The following is a 3,280-nucleotide window of genomic DNA, read 5'->3' as shown; positions in this document are numbered from 1 at the left end:
GGAATGGTCATCTTATAATCCACGCCACGACCGAGCCATACACTTTCCGAGATGTGCTTCAGGCTGGCTAGCCAGATTGGCACTCGGCCATTCAGAGTGGAGTCATTGTTAATATCGAAAAATGTATCCTGAAAAAGATACATACCGATGATGGCTATTAAGATACCCAGCATCAGAAAAAATTTGGTTTGTTTGCTCCTGATGATCAAACATGCCGAAAGCAAGGCTATGGCTGTTGCCAGCTGTGGTCCTCGAGAGCCTGTCATGAGTACATATAGAAGTAGGGTGCATACACCCAGTGCGGACAGAATCAATTGCCATGGCTTTAGCAGAGTTGTACAGGTCCAGCTAAAGAGCAATGTTGCGATCGCGCCAAAATAAATACCTGAGGGAATGGGGTTGTTAAAATCTCCCAGCCCGGCAATACCCATGCTGAATATTCTGTATGATCGATATTGGAAACTATGACCCTGTATCAGATATTGATTGGTCAGTGCCACAGCGGCACCTAATACGGCAATTGCGGCAGATGCAAGCAATGCTTTTTCAAGCAAGTGCCCTTTTTGAGAGAGCCTGACGATTGCATAAAGGTACATAGATATATATAGACATTTTTTCAATACATCAATCCAGGGTTTTTGGGAGCTACCCCACCACCAAGAAGCAATAGCCAGAAGCAGAAAGCCAGCGATGCACATTTCTTGCTTGTCTGGTCGCCAGTCTTTCCATCGGTTGAAGTTGAGGAGGAAACAAATTAGGGCTGGAAACAGAAGCCAAGTGTAGGTTTGGCTGACATCCGCCCCTCGACCAAGCCAGTGAATGCCCGATATCTGGACAGCCAGCCCGAGTGGGAGTATGAACTTTACTAGGTTATTGTCAATTCGTGAAACGGTCATTAGAAGGTGTTAATACTCAAACAAGCGCGAAAGTATAGTATCGGGTGACAGGCAAAAAAATGTAAGCTTCGAACATAAATGCAGGGTCCAAGTTTATCCAGAAGTTTTAGATGTACTTATGTACATAGTCATTCTATGGAAGGTAAGACAATATGATACAATGATGATACATCGAATTTTAAGTTAACCAGAAAATGCCTTCAGTATCTGTCATCATTGCCTCCTTTAATCATGCTCAATACGTAGCTCGATCCATTGAGAGTGTTGTTCGGCAGACCTTCCAGGATTTTGAACTGATCGTGATTGATGATGGCTCGACGGATGAAAGTGTCAAAATTATCCAGATTTTACAAGATAAGCATGATTTTCAGTTTATTGTACAAGAAAACATGGGACTGGCAAAAACTCTCAATAGGGCCCTGGACCTGACATCAGGTGAGTTTATCGTTCCCTTTGGGTCGGACGATATCATGATGCTGGATAGAGTCGAAAAACAAGTATCCTATATGAAACAGAATCCTCACCTGGCTATCAGTGGAGGAAATATATTATGCATAGATGGACAGGGGCAGCTCCACAGAGCCCAAAAAATATATCCAGAGCGAGTGTTGGAGTTTGACGATATTTACAGGAATCGCAAGAAAGGAGTACCTGCGCCTACCCTTATGCTTCGCAAGGATGTATTGCTTGAAGCGGGAGGCTTTGATCCTGAGATTCGTCTAGAAGACCTTTACATTGAATTCAAGATTACCTCAATGGGCTATCAGATAGGTGTGCTTAATGATGTGCTTGCCTATTATCGTATTCACGACACCAACACTTATAAGAATCTGGAGTTGATGTTGAATGCAGTGCTGGCTACCTACAAGTGCTTTTCAGATCACCCCAAATATGAGCAGATGAGGCTGCGAACTTTGCACAGTTATTTGTTGATGGCAGTAAAGTCAGATAAGCCGTTGGCCAGAAAGATTCTTTCAATGATTCCTCTCAATGCCTATCGAGCGAAGACATTGAGGGGGATTTTTAAACTTCTCTTTGCAAAATAACCTATCAGTCAGGCTACCCGGCCCAGAGGTACCTACGGTGAGTAACAAGAAGCAGATTTTACAGCTTCAGAACAGTTTTAATGTCATGTCATCGGACTTGGCAGAACAAATCATCAAGGCACTGCCAGCTGATCAATATGAAATTACAACAGCCTTTCTAAAAGGAAAGCCAGAAGCAGGGCAGCCTGTCAGTGCTGCCGGTAAATCTGTCTATTTTGATTTTAGTAGCAAGCAGCTGAAAGGAATTCGACGCTGGTTTGCTATACGACAAGTATTACGATTTTGTCGGGATCATCATTTTGATGGCATCATTTGCCATCGCTTCAAACCGACTCACATCATGCTCAATCTGGCCAGGAAGCTGAACACAAAAGCTTTTATCAGTATCGCCCATGGTTTTGGTGATTATGACCGCTCTTATCGGCAAAAGCTGGTTAACAGGCTGGCTGATGACCGCTGGTGCTTTGTAGGGGTATCCAGGCCTGTTCAGAACTATCTTATGAGCACTATAAATCGCTTAAATGAGAATAATACGGCAGCGATCAGCAATGCTATTGACATTGAGCGGGCCGTTTCTATTCAGCTAAGCCAGGAGCAGGCGAGGCAGGAACTGGGACTGCCTGATGATCGCTTTATTTTTGGCACAATAGGTCGATTGGTCGAGATCAAAGGTCATGCTGTAATGATTGATGCTCTGGCTCAGGTTAACAGGAAATACCCGACAGCAGCAGTAGGCATCATTGGTTACGGTGAAGAAGAGCAAAACCTCAGGCAAAAGATCAGTGACCTTGGTTTGCAAAACAGTGTTTTTCTGCTGGGAAAAAGAGCAGAGGCTATTAAATATGTTAAGGCGTTTGATGTCTTTACTCTGCCCTCCTTCACCGAAGGTCTGCCCCTTGCGTTACTGGAAGGCATGTCTGGAGCATTACCTGTCATTGGGTCAGATATAGATACCATAAAGCCTTACATAGAAGGGCTGGGCCAGGTTTGTAAAGCGGGTGATTCAGAGAGTTTGGCTCAGGCCATGGAGTATTATCTTTCACTACCAGCTGCTGCAAGGGCAGAGGAAGGTCGCCATCTCTATGAGGTGCTTTGCACAAGACATAATATTAATGATTTTCGAGAGTCCTATCGCAATCTGATGGATGAGATGCTGACCAGAACAGCTTAGCTATTCACAATAAAAAGCTGGATACATTGAAATATGAAATCATTATTCAGAAGCCCTGAAACTTTTGGGTATTGTTGCAGTGCTGGTTGCATTAGCTGCAAGTATGTATCTATGCACTAGCAGCCTGTCGGACTTAAGCGTCCGTAGCGAGGATTGCAAGAAATTGA

3 protein-coding genes are annotated in these 3,280 nt (G+C 44.0%); 2 read left to right on the top strand and 1 reads right to left on the bottom strand.

Annotated features, from left to right (window positions below):
* On the bottom strand, positions 1–620 hold a 620-nt coding region (locus KDK19_RS15920), incomplete at its 3' end, for an O-antigen ligase (protein ID WP_257292341.1).
* 470 nt (positions 621–1,090) lie between these two features.
* On the opposite strand from KDK19_RS15920, the gene KDK19_RS15915 reads away from it, so the two are divergent.
* Positions 1,091–1,942, top strand: coding sequence for a glycosyltransferase (locus KDK19_RS15915; RefSeq protein WP_257292340.1), 852 nt, complete (start codon positions 1,091–1,093; stop codon positions 1,940–1,942).
* Between the two features lie 37 nt (positions 1,943–1,979).
* Positions 1,980–3,113: a glycosyltransferase gene (locus KDK19_RS15910; protein ID WP_257292339.1), complete on the top strand. Its 1,134-nt coding sequence runs from the start codon at positions 1,980–1,982 to the stop codon at positions 3,111–3,113.
* Positions 3,114–3,280: the final 167 nt, after the last annotated feature.

Origin of the sequence: Endozoicomonas sp. ONNA1, from assembly GCF_024606325.1 — a bacterium.
Taxonomy (GTDB): domain Bacteria; phylum Pseudomonadota; class Gammaproteobacteria; order Pseudomonadales; family Endozoicomonadaceae; genus Endozoicomonas_A.
This window is presented reverse-complemented; position numbering and strand designations above follow the sequence as displayed.

Excerpts from the sequence above, each read along its gene's own strand:
- KDK19_RS15915 (WP_257292340.1), top strand. The coding sequence starts at position 1,091 with ATGCCTTCAGTATCTGTCATCATTGCCTCCTTTAATCATGCTCAATAC.